Origin of the sequence: Compostibacter hankyongensis, from assembly GCF_039541075.1 — a bacterium.
Lineage (GTDB): Bacteria > Bacteroidota > Bacteroidia > Chitinophagales > Chitinophagaceae > Compostibacter > Compostibacter hankyongensis.
On record NZ_BAABFN010000021.1, the window covers coordinates 43022 to 62394 of the forward strand.

General features: G+C 54.6%; 14 protein-coding genes. 11 read left to right on the forward strand and 3 right to left on the reverse strand.

Annotated elements, in window-relative coordinates:
- The first annotated feature begins 153 nt into the window (after window positions 1–153).
- From dnaE to ABD851_RS15560, 6 genes are all read left to right on the forward strand, one after another.
- Complete coding sequence (gene dnaE / locus ABD851_RS15535) at window positions 154–3798, forward strand: DNA polymerase III subunit alpha (RefSeq protein WP_344980967.1); 3645 nt, start codon at window positions 154–156, stop codon at window positions 3796–3798.
- Between the two features lie 104 nt (window positions 3799–3902).
- Window positions 3903–4220: a thioredoxin gene (gene trxA, locus ABD851_RS15540; protein WP_344980968.1), complete on the forward strand. Its 318-nt coding sequence runs from the start codon at window positions 3903–3905 to the stop codon at window positions 4218–4220.
- A gap of 118 nt (window positions 4221–4338) precedes the next feature.
- Window positions 4339–5133 carry a DUF4197 domain-containing protein gene (locus ABD851_RS15545; RefSeq protein WP_344980969.1) on the forward strand — a complete coding sequence of 265 codons (795 nt, stop codon included), beginning with the start codon at window positions 4339–4341 and terminating at the stop codon, window positions 5131–5133.
- A 245-nt stretch (window positions 5134–5378) separates the two neighbouring features.
- A complete protein-coding gene (locus ABD851_RS15550; RefSeq protein ID WP_344980970.1) occupies window positions 5379–6785 on the forward strand; it encodes a TolC family protein in 1407 nt (468 codons plus the stop codon).
- A gap of 137 nt (window positions 6786–6922) precedes the next feature.
- Window positions 6923–8044: an efflux RND transporter periplasmic adaptor subunit gene (locus ABD851_RS15555; protein ID WP_344980972.1), complete on the forward strand. Its 1122-nt coding sequence runs from the start codon at window positions 6923–6925 to the stop codon at window positions 8042–8044.
- A gap of 19 nt (window positions 8045–8063) precedes the next feature.
- Window positions 8064–11282 (forward strand): efflux RND transporter permease subunit, encoded by a 3219-nt coding sequence (locus ABD851_RS15560; protein WP_344980974.1) that lies wholly within the window; start codon window positions 8064–8066, stop codon window positions 11280–11282.
- A 125-nt stretch (window positions 11283–11407) separates the two neighbouring features.
- On the opposite strand, the gene ABD851_RS15565 is transcribed toward ABD851_RS15560, so the two are convergent.
- Both ABD851_RS15565 and ABD851_RS15570 read right to left on the reverse strand, forming a co-directional pair.
- Complete coding sequence (locus tag ABD851_RS15565) at window positions 11408–11947, reverse strand: GNAT family N-acetyltransferase (RefSeq protein WP_344980976.1); 540 nt, start codon at window positions 11945–11947, stop codon at window positions 11408–11410.
- Window positions 11948–12029: 82 nt separating this feature from the next.
- Complete coding sequence (locus ABD851_RS15570) at window positions 12030–13304, reverse strand: NupC/NupG family nucleoside CNT transporter (RefSeq protein WP_344980978.1); 1275 nt, start codon at window positions 13302–13304, stop codon at window positions 12030–12032.
- Window positions 13305–13414: 110 nt separating this feature from the next.
- Between ABD851_RS15570 and ABD851_RS15575 the strand changes: the two genes are divergently transcribed.
- The 3 genes from ABD851_RS15575 (at window position 13415) to ABD851_RS15585 (ending at window position 17557) form a co-directional block, all read left to right on the forward strand.
- Window positions 13415–15607: a M43 family zinc metalloprotease gene (locus ABD851_RS15575; RefSeq protein ID WP_344980980.1), complete on the forward strand. Its 2193-nt coding sequence runs from the start codon at window positions 13415–13417 to the stop codon at window positions 15605–15607.
- A complete protein-coding gene (mqnE, locus tag ABD851_RS15580; RefSeq protein ID WP_344980983.1) occupies window positions 15604–16785 on the forward strand; it encodes an aminofutalosine synthase MqnE in 1182 nt (393 codons plus the stop codon). Before ABD851_RS15575 ends, mqnE begins: the two co-directional genes overlap by 4 nt.
- Window positions 16786–17107: 322 nt before the next feature.
- Window positions 17108–17557: a hypothetical protein gene (locus tag ABD851_RS15585; protein ID WP_344980985.1), complete on the forward strand. Its 450-nt coding sequence runs from the start codon at window positions 17108–17110 to the stop codon at window positions 17555–17557.
- A 33-nt stretch (window positions 17558–17590) separates the two neighbouring features.
- Here ABD851_RS15585 and ABD851_RS15590 read toward each other — a convergent pair whose 3' ends face one another.
- A complete protein-coding gene (locus ABD851_RS15590; RefSeq protein WP_344980987.1) occupies window positions 17591–18250 on the reverse strand; it encodes a MarR family winged helix-turn-helix transcriptional regulator in 660 nt (219 codons plus the stop codon).
- A 109-nt stretch (window positions 18251–18359) separates the two neighbouring features.
- Here ABD851_RS15590 and ABD851_RS15595 point away from each other — a divergent pair, with 109 nt between their 5' ends.
- Window positions 18360–18770 carry a DoxX family protein gene (locus tag ABD851_RS15595; RefSeq protein ID WP_344980989.1) on the forward strand — a complete coding sequence of 137 codons (411 nt, stop codon included), beginning with the start codon at window positions 18360–18362 and terminating at the stop codon, window positions 18768–18770.
- Window positions 18757–19227 (forward strand): hypothetical protein, encoded by a 471-nt coding sequence (locus ABD851_RS15600; protein WP_344980991.1) that lies wholly within the window; start codon window positions 18757–18759, stop codon window positions 19225–19227. Before ABD851_RS15595 ends, ABD851_RS15600 begins: the two co-directional genes overlap by 14 nt.
- Window positions 19228–19373: the final 146 nt, after the last annotated feature.

Below are 19373 nucleotides of genomic sequence, written 5' to 3' on the forward strand. Positions count from 1 at the left end.
TTGTTCATTAACGGAAAAACTGTGGATAAATTTTAATCCCTTAATTTTTTTTATCAACCCGAAAGATTTTCATTTGTAATAGATGTATGATTTGATGATGTGCTGATCGGTTTATCATCATCAAATTACCAAATTATCAAATCAGAAATCCCGATGCCCCGCTTTTCGCATTTACACGTACATACCCAGTATTCCCTGCTCGACGGCGCCGCAGGTATAAAGCAGCTTTACCGCAAAGCCATAGACGACAATATGCCGGCCCTGGCCATCACGGATCATGGCAACATGTACGGCGTTTTCGAATTTGTGGCGGAAGCCTACAATCACAAGCTCAACCCGGACGACCCGAAGGATAAACGGCTCAAGGTAAAGCCCATTGTCGGCTGCGAGTTCTACCTGGTGGAAAACCGTCACCGCCGCCAGTTTACCCGGGAGGAAAAGGACATCCGATTTCATCAGGTGATGCTGGCCAAAAACGAAGAGGGATACCGCAACCTCACCAAGCTCTGCTCACTGGGCTTTATGGAAGGACTCTACGGGAAATACCCCCGGATCGACAAGGAGCTGGTGCTTCAGCACCACCAGGGCCTGATCGCCACCACCTGCTGCCTGGGCGCGGAAGTGCCCCGCGCCATCCTGCGCAAAGGCGAAGCGGAGGCGGAAGAGGTATTCCGCTGGTGGCTGGATATCTTCGGGGAGGATTACTATGTGGAGATGCAGCGTCACGGTATTCCCGAGCAGGAGAAGGTCAACGAGGTGCTGCTGAAATTTGCCCGTAAGTACAACGTCAAGACCATCGCTTCCAACGACTCTCATTATGTGGAGCAGGACGATGCCAATGCCCACGATATCCTGCTCTGCATCAACACCGGGGAGAAAAAGAGCACCCCCACCATCAAGGAATTTGCCGACGACGACGTCATCATCAAGAACAAGCGTTTTGCTTTTTATAACGACCAGTTTTACTTCAAGACCACCGAGGAGATGAACCGGCTTTTCGGGGACGTGCAGGAAGCGATCGACAATACCAACGAGATCATCGACAAGGTGGAGCTGCTGGACCTGAAGCGCAATATCCTGCTGCCCAATTTCCCGATCCCCCCCGAATTCCTGACGCAGGACCAGTACCTGCGGCATCTCACCTTCGAAGGGGCCCGGGAGCGCTATCATGAGCTGACCCCTGAAATAGAGGAACGGCTGAACTTTGAGCTGCAGACCGTAGAGAACATGGGCTTTGCCGGCTACTTCCTGATCGTGTCCGACTTTATCCGCGCCGGACGGGAACGGGGGGTCTTTATAGGACCGGGCCGCGGCTCTGCCGCAGGATCCGCGGTCGCTTACTGCATCGGCATCACCAACATCGACCCGGTCAAATACAACCTGCTGTTCGAACGCTTTCTGAACCCGGACCGCAAAAGCATGCCGGATATCGATACCGATTTCGACGACGAAGGGCGACAGAAAGTGCTGGAATATGTGGTCGAAAAATACGGGCGCAACCAGGTAGCCCAGATCATCACCTACGGCACCATGGCGGCCAAGATGAGCATCAAGGATGTGGCCCGGGTCATGGACCTGCCCCTGCCCGATGCCAACGCCCTGGCCAAGCTGGTGCCGGAACGGCCCGGCATCAGCCTGAACCGCATCTTCAACGCGCCTCTCGAAGGCGAAAAAAGCCTGAGCCAGAAAGAAGGGCTGGGCGGGGACGAGCTCGCCAACGTCAAAAAGCTGCGGGAGCTGATCAAGGGCAGCGACCTGCAGGGAGAAGTGCTGCGGGAGGCCTGCGTGCTGGAAGGTTCCGTACGCAATACGGGCATCCATGCGGCGGGCATCATCATCGCCCCGCAGGACCTCACCGAGCTGATCCCCGTATCCACCGCCAAAGACTCCGACCTGCTGGTTACCCAGTATGAAGGCAGCATCATCGAATCGGCCGGCGTCATCAAGATGGACTTCCTGGGACTGAAGACCCTCAGCATCATCCGTAACACGCTGGACCTCATCAAGCAGAACCACGGTATTGAAATTGATATTGACCAGATCCCGCTGGATGATCCGCAAACCTATGCCCTGTATCAGCGGGGAGAGACCAACGGCACCTTCCAGTTTGAATCCGGCGGCATGCAGAAGTACCTGCGCGATCTGAAGCCCGACAAGTTCGACGACCTCATCGCCATGAACGCCCTGTACCGCCCCGGACCTATCGAATACATCCCCAACTTCATCCGGCGGAAACACGGGCTGGAGCCGGTCAGCTACGACCTCCCCGAAATGGAGGAATACCTGCAGGAAACCTATGGCATCACCGTGTATCAGGAACAGGTGATGCTGCTGGCGCAGAAGCTGGGCGGCTTCTCCAAAGGCGATGCGGACATCCTGCGGAAGGCCATGGGTAAAAAGCAACGGGCGGTGCTGGACAAGATGAAAAACCAGTTTATCGAAGGGGCTGCCGCCAAAGGCCATCCCAAAGATAAGCTGGTAAAGATATGGACGGACTGGGAAGCCTTTGCCTCCTACGCCTTTAACAAATCCCATTCCACCTGCTATGCCTTTGTGGCCTTCCAGACCGCTTACCTGAAAGCCCATTATCCCGGCGAATATATGGCCGCGGTGCTCAACAACGCCAACAGCATTGAAAAGATCACCTTCTTCATGGAGGAATGCAAGCGTATGGGCATTCCCGTGCTGGGGCCGGACGTCAACGAATCCCAGAAGGGCTTTGCCGTGAACCGGAAAGGGGAGATCCGCTTCGGGCTGGCCAGCCTCAAGGGGGCCGGCGAGGCCGCCATTGACAGCCTGCTGGCGGAACGGCAGAAAAACGGGCTTTTCACTTCTATTTTTGACCTGGTAAAACGCATCAGCCAGCGTTCGGTGAACCGCAAATCCCTCGAATGCATGGCCATGTCCGGCGCCTTCGATTGTTTCCCGGAGCTGAACCGCGCCCAGTATTTCTATAAACCCGACAACGACACCAGCACCGGACTGGAAAAGATCGTCCGGTTCGGCAGCCAGTATCAGGCCGGCACCACCCAGAGCCTGGGCAGCCTCTTCGGCGATGCCGGTCTCCCGGAGGTAACCCCGCCGAAGATACCGGACTGTGAGCCCTGGTCGCTGACCACCAAGCTGGAAAAGGAAAAGGAAGTAACGGGAATGTACCTTTCCGGCCACCCCCTGGATAATTTCAGGTTTGAGCTCAAGCATTACGGCATTACCCCGATCGGGGACCTGCTCAGTCACCAGTCTACCATGCTGCTGCCGGAAAACAACGGCAAGATGCGGGAAAAGATCTTTCGCATTTCCGGCTTCGTCAGCGAGGCCATGCACAATATTTCGAGAAACGGCAACAAATACGGCCGCCTTACCCTGGAGGATTATACGGGCAACTTTCCCCTTACCCTGTTCGGCGAAGACTATGCCCGCTTTGCCCAGTACCTGCAGCCCGGCTTCTGTCTTTTCCTGCAGGGCAGCCTCCGCTACCGGATGTACCGCGACAACGAAGTGGAGTTTAAGGTGCAATACATACAGCTGCTGGAGGCAATAAAAAAGCAGCATACCCGGCAGGTGATCCTGAGCGCCGCCCCGGAAACGCTGACCCCGGACATCGTGCACTTTCTGGCGGATAACCTGAACAGCCATCCCGGAAAAAGTGAGCTGTGCTTCCAGTTCAGCGACGGGGAAGAACAGCTGAAAGTAAAGCTGAAAAGCTTCAGCAAAAACATGGAGATGAATGACGATTTGGCCCATTTTCTGGAGAAACAGGACAATATCGATGTCCATATCAAATTAATCAATAACTAAGCTGTCAGAAATGCAGTAATTTGCATCCCGGTTCGATTGTTGAAGTATCCGGAACCAGTTGATATAGCAATAACCACAGCGTTAAACCATAAAAACAAATTATCATGGCATTAGAATTCACAGATGCGAACTTTCAGACCGATGTGCTGGGTTCGGACAAGCTTTCCGTAGTGGATTGCTGGGCGGAATGGTGCGGCCCCTGCCGTGCGATAGGCCCCGTGATCGAAGAGCTGGCCAAAGACTATGACGGCAAGGTCAATGTCGGAAAGCTGAACGTAGATCAGAATCCTGAAATATCCGTGCAATATGGCATCACCAGCATCCCCGCTATCCTGTTCATCAAAGGCGGACAGGTAGTCGACAAGCAGATCGGTGCCGTACCCCGCTCGGTACTGGAGAAAAAGATCCAGGCCCATATTTAAGGGGCGCCGGTTATTACCCCCTGCAGCAGGCCGCCGAAGGACCCGCTTCCGTAAAGCATCGCGGACAGTTGTCCCCTCGACGGCCGGGCTGTTTTCCGGACATAAAAACAATCCTTCTATGAAACAGCCCTTCCGTTATTATCTTCTTTTTCTGATACCGGCTGTCCTCTGTATGGGCACCCTCCCCGCCCAGGCACAGCTGAAAGGTATCTTAGACCATGTCCTGCACAAAAAAGACAGCAACCAGCCGGCCGTCAGCGGTACGGCCCTTCCGTCCGCCGCCGCGCCCAGCAGCACCGAGATCAGCACCGGCGTCAAGCAGGCCCTCGAAATAGGGCTGCAGGACGGCATCAAGCAGGTGTCGGCCGTAGACGGTTTTTTTAAAAATGCGCTGATCAAGGTGGTCTTCCCGCCCGAAGCCCAGCGCATAGAGCAGACCCTCCGCGGTATCGGTCTCGGCAGCCTTTGCGATAAAGCGATCCTGTCTTTTAACCGCGCCGCCGAAAGCGCAGCCAAAGAAGCCGCTCCCATTTTTACCCAGGCATTGAAGCAAATGACGCTGCGCGACGCCACACAGCTCCTGCTCGGCCCCGATACCGCAGCAACCAGCTACTTCAAACGAACCACCACTGCGGAACTGAAGTCCAAATTCCGGCCGGTGATCGAAAGCAACCTCGAAAAGGCAGGGGCTACCCGCTACTGGGGCGATATGATGAACCGTTATAACCAGCTGCCGCTGGTAAAAAAGGTCAACCCCGATCTCAGCGACTACGTGACCCAGAAAGCCATAGACGGGCTCTTTGTGATGGTAGCGGAAAAGGAAAAGGAAATCCGGGGACAGCTGGGAGCGCGCACCACGCCGCTGCTCCAGAAGGTTTTCGGGTATGCCGCCCAGCAAAAAGGAAAGGAATAAACGGGCGGAGGTCCTTCTGCCTTTCATCACTTTTTTGTGCTTATTACTGACCAGATGCCATACCTTTGCGCCCACCTACCTTTCTTGCCTGATTGTGATAAACGGATGCCGGTTATAATGCCATCCCATCTCTTTATATTATGTAATACACACCCGGACCAGCACCTTACGGACCCTTACGCCACCTGAGCGCGTGGCAGGCGATGCGGGGGCTTTTACGGGAGAAAATAAAACCAGAACCAACAATGCCCGTCAACTACAGCACTGCTTCAACAAGCCCGAATACAGGTAAGCAAAGCATGGGGTATATTTCCCGGGTCACCCTGTGCTGCCTCCTGTTTTTCAGCAGTACCTCCGTTTTTGCCCAGGCAGATACGGCGGACAGCGGCATATACCAGTTTAACCTCAACGACTGTATCGGATTTGCCCTCGAGCATCATCATGATGTGGTCAACGCGGTGCTGGATACCCGTAATTCACGGGAGCAGGTGCTGGCCAGCACCGGTAAGCTGCTGCCCCATGCCAGCATCAGCGGCAACTTCCAGGACAACCTGAAGCTGGCCACTTCCCTGCTTCCCGATTTCAGCGGCGGGGATCCCAACAAAAAAGTACCGGTACAGCTGGGCACAAAGTACACTTCCGACGTTACAGGCGAGATTACCCAGACGATCTTCAACAGCAGCTATTTTGTAGGTCTGAAAGCCGCGCGGGTATACGAAGACCTGTCGGTAAAAAGCCTTTCCCGCACCAAGATCGATACCCGCGTAGCCGTTACAAAAGCCTATTACAATGTGCTGGTGAACCAGGAAAATATCCGGCTGGCCGCCGCCAACCTGGCCCAGCTCCACAAGACCCTGGAGGATACCCGTGCACGTTATGAAGCAGGCATCAACGAAACAGTAGACGTAGACCGCATCCAGGTATCCTATAATACCGCAGCTACCCAGCAGGAAAACCTGAAACGGCTGCTGAACTACAGCCTGCAGCTGCTGAAGTTCCAGATGGGTATGAACCTGGACGATTCGCTGGGGCTATCGGAAACGGTACAGGACTTCCCGCCGGATCAGATACTGCCGGACACGGTGAACTACAGTTACCAGGATCGTATAGAATACGGCATCCAGCAGACCCAGGTGCAGCTGAACCAGCTGAGCCTTAAAAACACCCGGCTGGGTTTCCTGCCCTCGCTGTCTGCTTATGTCAATTATGGCTACAACTATTTTTCACCCAAGTTCGGAGACCTGTATAAATCCGGATTCGGAAACTCTGCCTTTGGCCTTTCCCTCTCCTTTCCGCTGTTTACCGGTACGGAGCGGCTGCACCAGGTGAACCAGGCCCGCATCACCCTGCAGGAGTCGCAGAACGACCTGGACTACCTGGCCGGGCAGATACAGCTCGATGTCAAGAACAGCTATACCCAGTACCAGAATAACCTGGCCCAGTTCCGGACCCAGCGCAAGAACATGGACCTGACCCAGGGCATTTACGACCGGATCAACTATAAGTTCGAACAGGGCGTATCGTCGAGCCTTGACGTCATCTCCGCCGAAAGCGAGCTGAAACAGGCGCAAAGCGATTATATCAATGCCCTGCTGAATACGCTGATCAGCAAGGTAGAGCTGGATAAAGCCATGGGGAAGATCCGGGAATGACGAATGTGATTTGATGATTTGGAAATTTGATGATGCGCTGATTACCCATCAAATTATCAAACCAGAACCCACTGACCATCGACTACTGACCATTGACCACTGACTATTGACTAAATATGGAACAACAACATACCAAGATGAAGCGTAAAATCACCGGGGCGGCCCTGCTGTCCTGCTCAGCCGTAACATTGTTACTGGGCTCCTGCGGCAATGCCCAGAAGGGCGGCGCGCCCGGCGGAATGATGCCGAAGCCGACCGTGGTCGCTACTACGGTAGAGCCGACCGCTTATACGGTAACCGAAAGCTTTCCCGGCACGCTGGTGGCCAACAACATGGTGGAGATCCGGCCGGATGTGACGGGCTACCTGGAAGCCATCCGTGCCAGCGACGGTAGCTGGGTCCAAAAAGGACAGCCCCTGTATGAGATAGACAAAAGCCGTTATTCCGCCGCTTATAACCAGTCCGCGGCGGCCCTGCAGCAGGCCCAGGCCGATCTGGCACAGCGCCAGCGCGATCTGGAGCGGTACCAGAACCTCCTGCAGCATGATGCCATATCCCGGCAGACGGTGGACCAGGCCGAGACCGCGGTAAAAACCGCCCAGGCCAATGTAGCCGCCGCCCAGGCCGCCCAGGCAAAATCGGGAACCGACCTCAACCATGCCATCATCAAAGCACCCTTCAGCGGCCGGATCGGCATCGCCCAGGTAAAAACGGGCGCCATTATCAACGCGGGGCAGACCCTGATCAATACGCTGGTGAACGAAGACCCGATGTATGTGGATTTCGATATCCCGCAATCGCGCTTTCATGAGTTCGTCTCCGAAGAGCAGCACCCCTCTCCTTCCCGGAAATTCTATATCCGCTTTACCGATGGTAAGGTGTACGAGCAGGATGGGAAGATATTGCTGATCAACAATACCGTGGACCAGACCACCGGCACCATCCGGGTGAGGCTGGTATTTCCCAATAAAAACGGAGAGCTGAAATCGGGTATGAGCTGCGTGGTGCTGGACAAGCACCGTACGCCCGAGAACAGCCTGGCCATCCCTCCGGAGGCTATCATACAGATACTGGACGAAACAAACGTATACGTTGTGGATGAGCATCACGTGATCCGTTCCCGCGATATCACCCCCGGCGCGCAGACAGACAGCCTGCTGATCGTACAGGAAGGCCTCAAGGCCGGCGACATAGTGGTGGTCAGCGGCCTCCAGAAAACAAAGCCCGGAGATACGGTGAACGTGCAAATGAAAAAATGATCACTTAGAACAAGAAGCCATGCTGATCTCAAAGACTTTTATAGAAAGGAGGAATACCACGATTGTCATCGCCGTGATTGTAACGATCGTAGGGCTTATTTGTATGTTCACCCTGCCGATCGCCCAGTTGCCCGATATCGCTCCGCCGACCGTAAGCGTCCGCGCCAACTATACGGGAGCCAACTCGCAGACGGTGGAGGAAACCGTGACCACGCCCATCGAAAACCAGATCAACGGTACTCCCGGCGCCATGTATATCCAGTCCGGAAGCGCCAACGACGGGTCCATGAACATCCAGGTAACCTTCGATATCGGCACCGACCCGGACATTGCCACGCTCGACGTGCAGAACCGGGTAAACCAGGCCATGCCGATCGTGCCCTCCGACGTGTCCCGGCTCGGCGTTACCACCCAGAAGCGCTCCAACGATATGCTGATGGTGATCGCGCTTAACTCCCCGCAGGATACGCACGACAAAGCCTTCCTGGACAATTACCTGAACATCTACCTGAAACCCGAGATATTACGTATACCGGGGGTCGGTGACGTAAATGCCTTTTCCCAGGACTACAGTATGCGGGTATGGCTGAACCCGGATAAGATGGCCGCTATGGGCATCGCCGCCGACGATGTGATCGGCGCCATCCAGGCGCAGAACCGACAGGTGCCGGCGGGTATCGTGGGTGCCCAGCCATCTTCGAAGACCCAACCTTTTGAATACAACGTAAAGGTAAAGGGACGGCTGGAGACCCCGGAAGAGTTCGGCAACATCGTGGTGGCCGTAAATCCGAAGGATCGTTCGATCGTAAGGCTACGGGATATTGCCCGGATCACCATGGGTACCTTTTCTTACGCCATTGATATCAAGGCCGACGGTCATTCGGCCACGGGTATGGCCATTTACCTGCTGCCGGGTGCGAACGCCCTGGAAGTAGCCGATGCGGTGAACAAAAAGATGGAGGAGCTCTCCAAAACCTTCCCGCCGGATGTCAACTGGCTGGTACCATTTGAAACCACCTCATTTGTAAAGATATCCATCGAAGAGGTCGTCTATACCTTCGTGCTTACTTTGTTGCTGGTGGTGCTGGTGATCTTTATCTTCCTGCAGAACTGGCGGGCCACGCTGATCCCGATACTGGTAATACCGGTCTCCCTCATCGGCACCTTTATCTTTTTCAGGCTGCTGGGATTCTCGATCAATACCCTCACGCTTTTTGGGTTTGTGCTGGCGATCGGGATCGTGGTGGATGATGCCATTGTGGTGGTGGAGGCCATCCAGCATCATATCGATGTAGACAAGATGCGACCGCGGGAAGCCACCTTTAAGGCCATGTCCGAGGTGCAGGCTCCGGTGATCGCCATCGGGCTGATCCTCGCCGCCGTGTTCGTGCCGGTGGCCTTTGTGCCCGGCGTCAGCGGGCGACTCTACCAGCAGTTCGCCCTCACCATCGCCTTTTCGGTGCTGTTGTCCGCCTTCCTGGCCCTGACGCTGACGCCCGCGCTCTGCAGCATGATGCTGAAGCCTTCCAACCTCAGCGAAGAGTCCAGAGGGCTGAACAAATTTTTCTACAAATTCAACCGCTGGTTCGGCCGTAACACCGACCGCTACGGCAAAGGGGTGAAATATGCTGTCCACAAGTCCGGCTTCGTGCTGGTGCTGCTGCTCATCATCTTTGCCGTGACGGGATTTTTCTTCAAGAAGGTACCGACCACCTTTGTACCGCAGGAAGACATGGGTTCCATGATCGTATCGGTAGAATTGCCGGATGCCGCTTCCTCGCAGCGTACCCTGGAAGTGACCCGGCAGATCAATAAGATCCTGCTGGCCGACAGCTCTGTAAAGCACTTCATGCAGGTAGCCGGTATCAATATCGTGGCCAATGCCCTGAAATCCAACTCCGGTACCTATTTCATATCCCTCACGCCCTGGGATGAACGTTATAAGCACGGCGACGATATGAACACCGTGATCGGGAGGCTGCAAATGAAGATGGCGGCTATCCAGGGCGCCAATATCATCTGTCTGCCCGCTCCCACCCTCCGCGGGCTGGGTACCAGCGGCGGCTTCTCCTTCATTATGGAACAGCGGAGTGACAACGATCTGCAGCAGTTCAACCAGGTGCTGCAGCAGTTCCTGATGAAAGCCAACCAGCGGCCGGAGATCGCCCGGGCCTATGCTTTCTTCAGCGCCAATACGCCGGAATACAATGTAGATATAGACCGCGACAAATGTCTGCAGATGGGCGTACCGCTTCCCAATGTGTTCAATGCCATGCAGACCTTCCTCGGCGGTTATTATGTGAACGACTTCACCCGGTTCAGCCGCAGCTTCCGCGTGATGCTGCAGGCAGACACCGCTTACCGGATGAGCATCAACAATATGGCCAACTACTACGTCCGGAACAACAGCGGCCAGATGGTGCCGCTGAGCGCGCTCGTGACCCCGCACAAAGGCGGCGGGGCGCCGGTGATCAACCACTTCAACCTGTACCGCTCCATCGAGATCGACGGTGACCATGCGCCGGGCTACAGCAGCGGCGACGCCATCCGGGCGCTGGAGGAGGTGGCTGCGGAAGTGCTGCCCGCCAACTTCGGCTATGAATGGTCCAATGTGTCGCTGCAGGAAATACAGGCGGGAAACAAAACAGTGCTGATCTTTATCATCTCCATCCTGTTCGTGTTCCTGCTGCTCACGGCGCTGTATGAGAGCTGGTCGGTGCCCTTCTCGGTGCTGCTGGCCGTGCCCATCGCTCTTTTCGGCTCCATTATCGCGCTGGCGATCTCGAAGCAGGCCAACAGCGTATACTCGCAGATCGGTCTCATCACGCTGATCGGATTGTCTGCCAAAAACGCTATTCTGATCGTGGAATTCTGTAAGGAACGGGTGGATAAGGGCATGCCCCTGATGCAGGCTACCCTGGAAGCCGTAAAGCTGCGTTTCCGGCCGATCCTTATGACCTCCTTTGCCTTTATACTGGGTGTGCTGCCGCTGACCCTGGCCAAGGGCGCCGGTGCCGCGGCGCGGGTGAATATAGGCTTTACCGTGCTGGGAGGGATGCTGGCGGCCACCGTGCTGGCCGTCTTCACCGTGCCGGTACTGTATGTGCTGATTACGCGGCTGGCTTACGGAAAAAGGAAGCTGCGCAAGCTGGAGCTGGAAGGACAACGGCATGCCGCCGAAAGAGCCCGCCTGGAAGCGGCCCGCGGCCGTCACCGTCCGCCTTCGGAAACCGCATAATATCTCAAAAAACCGCTCCTGCAAGGGCGGTTTTTTTTATGTTTCCGGTTTTCTGATTTCCGGTTTCTCAGTTTCTGGTTTGAGGATTCCGGTTTGAGGCTTCGCGTTTCCGGAAGTGGAGGGTGTTAAGATATATCTTTTAGCTTTTTATAAAAATAGGTGGTGCTGCAATATGATTTTCCGTCCGGATATAATGCATAATCCGGAATATCCCCTACTTTCGTCCATCCGCACCTTTTATACAGTTCATAAGCGGGCCCGTTCGTTACAGCATCCAAAACCAGTAAGGTTTTTCCTTTTTCAAGCGCCAATTCCTCGATATGCTTTAGCAATGCTGTTCCGATTCCCTGCCTTCTCCAGTCACTGTGCACCTGCATTTTTGCAATATCCCCCCTGTGGGGCTGATTATCCGGCATATCCATTCTTAACTGCACGGTCCCGATGACGTTTTGCGTTTCGGAATCTTTCGCGATCACCAGTATTGTTTTACCTTCAGAAACGCTAATCATGACCTTCTCCCAAAAGAATATGACATCCCTTATTTCAAAAGAATGAATAAATCCCACCGAAGCCCCCTTTTTTACTACGTCAACCGTAAGCAATGCAAGATCAGTTAAGGATACATTTCCTGCACTGGCTACTTCCAAATAAAAAGTTTTTTTCATATACCCGATAAGTTGCTTAAAATTTTAAATGCCCTTCACCTTTCACCCTTCGCCTCTATCCCCCTTTCAGGGGGTCGGGAGCTCATGGAGTAGTTGCCAGTATGCCGGCGATGGCGGCGGAGAGATAGGAGGCCAGCGTGCCGCAGAGCAGCGCCCGCATACCCAGCTGCGCCAGGTCTTTCCTGCGCTCCGGGGCCAGGGCGCCGATGCCGCCGATCTGCATGCCCACGCTGCTGAAGTTGGCAAAGCCACAGATGGCGATGCTCGCGATCAGCATGCCCTTCTCGGTGACGATCGGCACCTTCCCGCCCGTCATGTTGCTGAAGGCTACAAACTCATTGATGGTCAGCTTCTGTCCGAAAAGCGTCGCCGTATTGCCGATATCTTCCGCAGGCACACCCATCGCCCAGGCAAAAGGATAGAAGAGCTTGCCGAAGATCCAGTCGAGCGTAAGGTTAAAATCGGGGTTGAACACATGCCCGGCCTTTAACAGGCACCAATCGATCAGCGCGATCAACGCAATAAAGCCGATCAGCATAGCGATCACGTTCATGGCTATATTGAAACCATCGGCCGCGCCGCGGGAAATGGCGTCGATAAGATTGCTGTATTCCGTCTTCACCTGCAGCTTTACCCGGCCGCGGGTGGGAGAAATCTCCGTTTCGGGATATACGATTTTGGAGATCACCAGCGCGCCCGGGGCTGCCATCAGGCTGGCCATGATCAGTTTCGGAGCCAGGTCGATGCCATGCTGCGCGCCCATATTGACATATACGATCAGGATGCCCCCGGAAATACAGGCCAGGCTGCCGCTCATGGAGGCCAGCAGCTCGCTCCGGGTCATGCTTTTCAGGTAAGGCCGGATCATGACCTGCGCCTCCACCTGCCCGACGAACGCGCTGGCCACGTTGCTCAGCGCTTCGGCGCCGCTGACCCGCATCACAAAGTTCATCGCCCGGGCAATGCCGGCCACCACGCGCTGCATGATCCCCAGGTAATAAAAAATGGCTACAAGCACGCATACCAGTATAATGGTAGCCGTTACATTGAAGGCGAAGACAAATGCGCCGGGAGCCGTGTAATTCTGTGTGATTCCGCTGCCGCTTACCGAGGCGATGCCGCCGTATACGAAATCGGCGCCCTGTTTGGCAAAGCCCTCCAGCTTCTGCATGCCCCGCCCCAGGAAAGTAAAAAAGCGTTCCACCGGCTTCACCTGCAGGATCATAACGGCAATGAATACCTGCAAAGCCAGCCCGCTCAGCACCAGGCGCAGGTTAATCTTCTTCCGGTTATTGGAAAACAAAAAAGCGACGCCGAGGATAAGCAGGATGCCGATAAGCCCGGTGAATCTTCCCATAATCAGTAAATGATGAACAATACCGCAATGTAACAAAGAGAACCGACAATCGGAAAAATACCCGGGGCGACAGGGGGGAATAATGTATTTTTGAATTCTATCTGCCGCCCATGCGATATTGCTACCTCCTTGCCTCCTTACCGCAACGCTTTTGCCTGCCCTGGCGGGCCGCGCTGACGGCCCTGGGGATGATGGTATGGTGCTGCTGTCCGCTGCGGTCGCCGGCCCAGCACTATTGCGCTACCGACCTGGCCATCCGCCAGGCCCTGCAGAAGCGGCCGGCCCTCTCCGGGCAGCTTCAGCTGATGGACAACCTGGCCCGGCGGCGAACGGAGCGGGGGCAACCCCGGCCGGCCTTTACCCGGGAACAGACCGTTACCATTCCCGTAGTGGTACATGTGGTACTGCCCGATCCTGCGCTGGTATCCGATGCCCAGATACTTTCCCAGATCGCCGTCCTGAATACCGATTATACCGCGGCCAATACGGATATCTCCGAGATACCTGCCGTATGGAGGTCCCTTATCGGCAACCTCCACTTGCAGTTCTGCCTGGCCCAGCGCACGCCGGACGGCCTTCCCACAAACGGCATCGTCCGCAGCAGCACCGACCGTTTCCAGTTCGGCGTCAATGATGCCTGTCCCGAGGTGAAGCATGCCGCCACCGGCGGATCGGATGCCTGGGATACGCAACACTACCTAAACATCTGGATATGCAACCTGGAATCGGGCTATCTCGGTGTGACCACGCCGCCCGGCCTCTATTCCGCAGATGAAGACGGCGTCGTGATCCAGTACAACGCCTTCGGCACCACCGGCGTGCTGCAGGCGCCCTACGACCGGGGCCGCACCGCCACCCACGAGGTCGGCCATTATCTGGGCCTGCTGCACCCCTGGGGACTTACCGGCGGCTCCTGCAGCCCCGGCGATAATATTGACGATACACCGCCCCAGTCGGATGCGGTATACGGACATCACGCCTTCCCCTACCTGCAGGACCCCTGCTCGCCCACCTTCCCGGGGGTACAGCTCATGAACTTTATGGAATACGTGGACGATACCGTTATGCACCTGTTCACCACCGACCAGACGGACCGTATGGATGCTATCCTGACCGGTCTCCGTGCCGGGCTGCTGCAGTCCGAAGGCTGCATGCCCGTACAGCTCAAAGACCACGATGCTTTGCTGCGCCGCATTCTCACCCCTTCCGGAAAAATCTGCGACGCTGTCGCTCGCCCCGAAGTGGTGCTGAGCAACCTGGGAAAAGACACCCTGAAAAACGTCACCCTCTGTTTCCGCCTGGACCGGGATACGCTCCTTACCTTTCCCTGGAGCGGGGCCATCCCGTCTGCCGACTCGCTGCGCATCATGCTGCCCCCCCTTACCATCAGCACCGGCGTTCACCGGCTGACGGTCTTTACCCGGCAGCCGGACGGCCATGCAGACCAGCAGCCGGAAAACGATACCGCCCGTATCTCCTTTCACCTGGACCCTCCGGCCACTACCCCTTTTTCGGAAGGTTTTGAGGGCGATATTTATCCCCCGCCCGGCTGGGACCTGAAAAACCCCGATGGCCGGTATACCTGGGAGCTTACAACAGCGGCCGCCCACAGCGGCAACACTTCGGCGGTGATGCCAAATTTCGACTACGCAAGCAACGGTCCTGCCGACGATCTGCTCAGCCCCGTGTTCCGGCTTCCGCCGGCCGACTCGGCCTTTCTTTTCTTTGACCTGGCCGCAGCCGTACAGTCCGATCCGGACGGCGGCAACACTTACTGGGATACGCTGGAGGTGCTGATCAGCTTCGACTGCGGGCAGACAACCTCCCTCCTCTACCGGAAATGGGGCCGTTCCCTCATCACCGATACCTTACCGGTCAGCGGCGCATTTGTTCCCGGAAGCAGCGATTGGCGGCAGGATTCCGTCGATCTCACCGCTTATATCCGGCAGGGCGATTTCCAGCTCATCTTCCGCAATATCACCAATTTTGAAAACAACATCTACCTGGACGATATCCGGCTGGTTACCCGCGACGTGAACCCCAACCTGGAAAGGGAAAAAGTGCTCATCGTTCCCAACCCCACCACGGGCCTCCTGCAGGTGGAATTTATCAGCCTCCCCCCCGATCTGCGCGAGGTGGCCATCTACGATGCCGCGGGTAGGCTGCTCATGCGCCGCCCGGCTTCAGGAGCCGTCAACAACCGGATGCAATTTGATTTGGCAAATGCCCCAAATGGTATTTACTTTGTAAAAGTATTGTATCAGGACAGGGTGCTGACCCGAAAAATAATAAAAGTGCGATGAGCGATTTTATGACTGCCGACCAGGTGCAGCTGCTGATTGACCAATCTCACACAGATAACGGCCTCAAGGATATCTTAAAAAAAACCATTGCCGGAGAAAGGCTGACGCCCGGAGAAGGATCTCTCCTCTTTGAAAAGGGGGAGCTGCCTTTACTCGGCACTGTCGCCAATTATATCCGGGAACAGCGGCACGGACACCACACCTATTTCAACCGGAACTTTCACATCGAGCCTACTAACGTTTGCGTATATACGTGCCAGTTTTGCTCCTACTCCCGCGTCTACAAGCATCGTGAAGAGGGCTGGGAGCTCAGCCTGGAGCAGATGATGGATATCGTACGCCGCTACGACGATCAGCCTATTACCGAAGTACATATTGTCGGGGGAGTGCATCCCAAGCTGAACCTGGCCTTTTTCTGCGAGCTGATGCGGCAGATCAGGGCGCACCGTCCAAGTCTGCACATCAAGGGATTTACCGCCGTGGAGCTGGATTATATGTTCCGGAAAGCCAAGGTAAGCGTGGAGGAAGGCATGCGTCTGCTCCATGAAGCAGGACTTCAATCCATGCCCGGCGGAGGCGCGGAGATATTCCATCCGGAGATACGCGAAAAGATCTGCGCGGACAAGGTGGACGCCGAAGGCTGGCTGTACATCCATGCCACGGCACACCGCCTGGGCATGCCTACCAACGCCACCATGCTCTACGGTCATATTGAGGATTACCGGCACCGTATCGATCATATGGAACGGCTGCGGCAGCTGCAGGATGAAACACGGGGCTTCAACACGTTTATCCCGCTGAAGTTTCGCAACCAGAACAACGACATGTCCGATGTGCCGGAAGCCACCATCATCGAAGATCTGAAGATGTACGCCGTAGCCCGTCTGTATCTGGACAATTTTGCCCATATCAAGGCCTATTGGGCCATGCTGGGCCGGCAGACCACGCAGCTGACGCTGGCCTATGGCGTAGATGATGTGGACGGCACCCTCGACGATACCACCAAGATCTATTCCATGGCGGGTGCCGAGGAGCAGCACCCGGCCATGAGCACCGAAGAGCTGGTCCGCCTGATCCAGAGCGCCGGAAGAACGGCAGTGGAACGCGATACGGTTTACCATGTGATCCGGACCTACAGCGAGGCGGATTTCAACAACGCCGCTGAAGTGCCGGCATAGCCCTCTTTTTCTCCATACCTTCTTTCTTTGTTACCGGATGCTTCGCGGAAGGCGGTTTCCCCCCAGGGGATGACTCATATTTTTTTGGCCATCCGGTCAAAAAAACGTAACTTCTCCTCGAAAATTTCACCAAAATCTATCGTCATGCGTATTCATATCGATAAGGAAGTGGTGATGACGAGCACAGTGGTGATCATCCTGGGCATCCTGGCGTTGTTTGCCCTGCTGGCGTTTTTCCTGTAGGAAGCGGGATTATATAACAGTCCGTCTCGTTGCTGCGCCGACCTTCGACCGGTGCGGAAAGGGATAATTCTATACGTATATGAAGAAAAGATGGCTGCTCTTTTTGTTGTTTGCCGGAGGCAATTCCGTTGGATTGGCGCAGCAGTTACCCGCACTCGGAGATCAGTATACGGAGCATATGCAGCTAAGGGATACGGCTATGGGATTAATGGGCTTTGGAGACACGTATTATCCGGCAAAGACCATTTCCATTCACAATGTTTTGTTTTGGATCGGCATCGGTAAGGAGACCGGGAAGGTCCGCTATATCTGGACGAAAGATCCTGCTTTTACCCTACAGGGTCAAAAAGTCATTCAACGGAAGCTGAGCGAATTCAAAAACAAAGGCGAGGTCAAACTTTACGGGGGATTTTCGCACTATCTTCCCCTGGACAGCGGATGGTATGCCGCGTTTCGTTTTGACGAAATCAATGATTCTTCGAAGGTCCTTGCCGTATTTAAATTCGACTTTCAGGGCTACCGGTATTAAAATTCCGGCATGACGCCCTTCGCCTTTTACCTTTCACCCTTCGCCTTTTAAAGTTTCTCTTGTCTTCCCTGACACACCTTGATAGATGTCGTCAAAAGATTTGCTCCTGTCCTGCTGCCATTGCGCGGAATATCTTATTTCGATCCCTTTCAGCAACTGGATGCACAGTTGCTTATCGTCATCAGCCAGGTCATGCATCAGCATGTTGGCATTTTTTCTTATCTGCTCATAACACCGGTCCAGCACCTTCTCGCCTTTCGGCGTAAGTTCCAGCCTTTTGGAACGCCTGTCCTCCTGGTCCGCATATTCCCGGATCAGCGCTCTTTTCTTCAGCCTGTTGAGCATGTCCGTACCGCTGGACAGCTCAAAGAGGTTGGCGTAGATCACTTCCGTCTTCTTCGGGTGCTTTTCCTGCCGGATGGTGACCAGCATCCCAAATTCCTCGATCTGGTGAAGCCCCGTATCTTTCAACGCCTTATTGGCATAGAGCATATTGAGCTTGCTGATCCGGCCTATGATCTTCATTAACAATCCGTCAATGAAATGCGGCACAACGCCGCCTACCAGCACTCCCTTTTCGGGCTGCTCCTGCTTCCGGGCCAGGTAATACCGGCAAAAATCCTCAAGGCTGCCCTGGGGATGCTTGTCTTCAAAACTCCCCCAGGCATTGACCAGTTCAATTGTCTTGTTCATGTCATATTACTTCAATTCCGAAGCAAATTAAGCTAAAATATTCCGTAAATGATTTTTTATTTCCATAACGATGTACATTTGTCAAATAAATTACTAAAACGTAGTAAATATGTCTTTTTGGAAAAAGAACCTGACCTATTGGATCGCAAAAGGCTGGATAAGCTTTTTTATGCTGTTCAGCGCTTATTTCTCCTATTCGCATGCCGAAGCACTGCGGTTGCTGGGTTTCCCCGACTACTTCAGGATAGAGCTTACCCTGGCCAAGCTGTTAGGAGGTATACTGCTGCTTTTCCCGCAAACCCCGTCAAGGGTAAAGGAATGGATCTATGCAGGATTCGGAATTGAAATGGTATCGGCCATTATCGCGCATATCTGCAGCCATGATCCGGCCTGGAGGATCCTGTTTGTCTGTGCCGACTTTATCATCATCATCCTTTGCATCCGCTATGTATCAAAACGCGAAGGCGTTCTCACCACTCAACCACCGTCATCAAAAGGCTTGTCTCATGGAACAGTATAACCTATATCATACCGCCCTGGCCATGCATATTATCGGCATCGTCGTAGCTGCTGGCACTACATTCATGGATTTTATCGTTTTCAGACAATACTGGAAAACATACATTACGGATCACAGGGAAAACGCTGCCATAGGCGGCCTGCTGAACAATACCCAGCGCCTCACCGGGATCGGCATGCTGCTCATTATTCTTTCCGGCATATTGATGATGGCCTATATGCACGGCGTTTGGGGGGAGCAGCTTTGGTTCCGGATAAAAATGGGTATCCTGGTACTCATTATCCTGAATGCGCTGCTCTTCCGCAGAAGATGGGGCTTAAAGCTGAAAAAGCTTTCGGCGGCAGGCAGCCCGGCGGCAGGACTGGCCGGGATAAAGAATAATATCAATATTTCACAGCTACTTCAGCTGCTTTTTTTCATCGCTATATTTGTGCTGAGCGCTTTCAAGTTTAATTAAAGACACTTTTGCCTTTCAGGAGATCCCGGCTTCCGCCGGGATGCCATTTCTCATCGGCGTCTTTCACGTTTTTCAGGACGACCTTCTTTTTATCTCGTTTAGGGGTGCGGGTACTCTTTCCCGTGCCGATCAGGAAATCATCAAAT

Coding starts and splice junctions, on each gene's coding strand:
- ABD851_RS15545 (WP_344980969.1), top strand. CDS start 4,339: ATGAAACAGCCCTTCCGTTATTATCTTCTTTTTCTGATACCGGCTGTC.
- ABD851_RS15590 (WP_344980987.1), bottom strand. CDS start 18,250: ATGAACAAGACAATTGAACTGGTCAATGCCTGGGGGAGTTTTGAAGAC.
- ABD851_RS15555 (WP_344980972.1), top strand. CDS start 6,923: ATGAAGCGTAAAATCACCGGGGCGGCCCTGCTGTCCTGCTCAGCCGTA.
- ABD851_RS15595 (WP_344980989.1), top strand. CDS start 18,360: ATGTCTTTTTGGAAAAAGAACCTGACCTATTGGATCGCAAAAGGCTGG.
- ABD851_RS15560 (WP_344980974.1), top strand. CDS start 8,064: ATGCTGATCTCAAAGACTTTTATAGAAAGGAGGAATACCACGATTGTC.
- ABD851_RS15600 (WP_344980991.1), top strand. CDS start 18,757: ATGGAACAGTATAACCTATATCATACCGCCCTGGCCATGCATATTATC.
- dnaE (WP_344980967.1), top strand. CDS start 154: ATGCCCCGCTTTTCGCATTTACACGTACATACCCAGTATTCCCTGCTC.
- ABD851_RS15570 (WP_344980978.1), bottom strand. CDS start 13,304: ATGGGAAGATTCACCGGGCTTATCGGCATCCTGCTTATCCTCGGCGTC.
- trxA (WP_344980968.1), top strand. CDS start 3,903: ATGGCATTAGAATTCACAGATGCGAACTTTCAGACCGATGTGCTGGGT.
- ABD851_RS15585 (WP_344980985.1), top strand. CDS start 17,108: ATGAAGAAAAGATGGCTGCTCTTTTTGTTGTTTGCCGGAGGCAATTCC.
- ABD851_RS15575 (WP_344980980.1), top strand. CDS start 13,415: ATGCGATATTGCTACCTCCTTGCCTCCTTACCGCAACGCTTTTGCCTG.
- mqnE (WP_344980983.1), top strand. CDS start 15,604: ATGAGCGATTTTATGACTGCCGACCAGGTGCAGCTGCTGATTGACCAA.
- ABD851_RS15565 (WP_344980976.1), bottom strand. CDS start 11,947: ATGAAAAAAACTTTTTATTTGGAAGTAGCCAGTGCAGGAAATGTATCC.
- ABD851_RS15550 (WP_344980970.1), top strand. CDS start 5,379: ATGCCCGTCAACTACAGCACTGCTTCAACAAGCCCGAATACAGGTAAG.